Genomic DNA, 1,323 nt, shown 5'->3' on the forward strand with positions numbered 1-1,323 from the left:
GAAGAAGGTGACGCTGCCCAGGCCGGCGCGCAAGTCCCTCGCCGAGAACGACGCCTGGCGGGGGTCCCGGCTCTTCCCGGTCTCGTCCCTGAAGAGCGACCGGGAGCGGGAGAGCCGGGCGACGTCCGTGCTGCTGGCCGTCATGGCGCAGGTGCCCGAGTTCGGCCGGCGGATCACCGCGGGGTTCGGTGCGCCTGCCGGGCGGATGGAGACGTTCACCGAGGTCACGCTGCCGCACGGCGACTCCCCCAAACGGCCCGACGGCGTGGTCCGGATCGAGCGGGCCGGCAAGCTGTGGACCGGGCTGCTGGAGACCAAGACCAACGGCAACGCGCTCGGCGCGGAGCAGGTGCAGGACTACGTCGACCTCGCCTCCCGGCGTGGCTACGAGGCCGTCATCACCCTCTCCAACGACGTGGCCCTGGAGGGCAGTCCGCTGCTCGACGTCAAGGTCGACGGGCGGCGGAAGAACAAGGTGACCCTGTGGCACCTGTCCTGGGCCGAGGTGGCGCACCAGGCGCAGCTGCTCATCCGCCACGAGGGCGTCGGCAACATCGCGCACGCCTGGCTGCTGCAGGAGCTCCTGCACTACCTCCAGCACGAGAACTCCGGCTGCCACGGCTTCCAGAACATGGGCCCGGCCTGGGTGCCCGTACGCCGCAGCATCGACGACGAGACCCTGTGCCGGGGTGACGCACGTGCCGTCAGCGTCGTGGAGAGCTGGGAGCGGCTGATCCGGCAGGTCTGCCTGCGGCTCGGCGGCGAGCTGGGGAGCAAGGTGCTGCCCGTGCAGCGGGCCAGGCGCGGCGCCGATCCGGGCGCCCGCCGGGCCGCCCTCGCCGACGCGCTCTGCGAGGACGGCAGGCTGCACGCGGAACTGCGGGTCGAGGGCGGGGCCGGGATCCTGGCGCTCACCGCCGATCTGCGCACCGGCAAGCTGCGGACCTCGTACGAGATCCCCGCCCCCGAGCAGGGCTATCCGCTCACCTGGGCCAAGCGGCTCGTACGGCAGCTCGCGGAGGCACCCGCGGACCTGCATGTGGAGACCCTCGTCGACGAAGGCGCCGGCGGGCCGCGCGGGACGCTGGAGCGGCTGCGGCCGGAGCCCGCCGACATGCTGCCGGGCAACGGAGCGCAGGTCACCGGATTCCGGCTGTCGCTGTTCAAGAGCATGGGCAGCACGCGCGGCAACGGCGAGTCCGGCTTCATCCGCAGCGTCGACGACGGCGTGGACCGGTTCTACGGCACGGTCGTGGCCGGGTTGGAGCGCCGCTCGTCGCGGCGGGGGTGACGTGCGGCGCTCCGTTCGGCCGGCGGGTCAGG

Annotated in this window: 1 protein-coding gene; it reads left to right on the forward strand. The window is 73.0% G+C overall.

Annotation, left to right across the window (positions count from 1 at the left end; all coding sequences use genetic code 11):
• A partial coding sequence (locus tag H5J30_RS33735; protein WP_181791581.1) for a hypothetical protein occupies window positions 1-1,291 on the forward strand: 1,291 nt, incomplete at its 5' end.
• Window positions 1,292-1,323: the final 32 nt, after the last annotated feature.

Source organism: Streptomyces phytophilus (assembly GCF_013870535.1).
In the GTDB taxonomy this organism is placed as follows: Bacteria; Actinomycetota; Actinomycetes; order Streptomycetales; family Streptomycetaceae; genus Streptomyces; species Streptomyces phytophilus.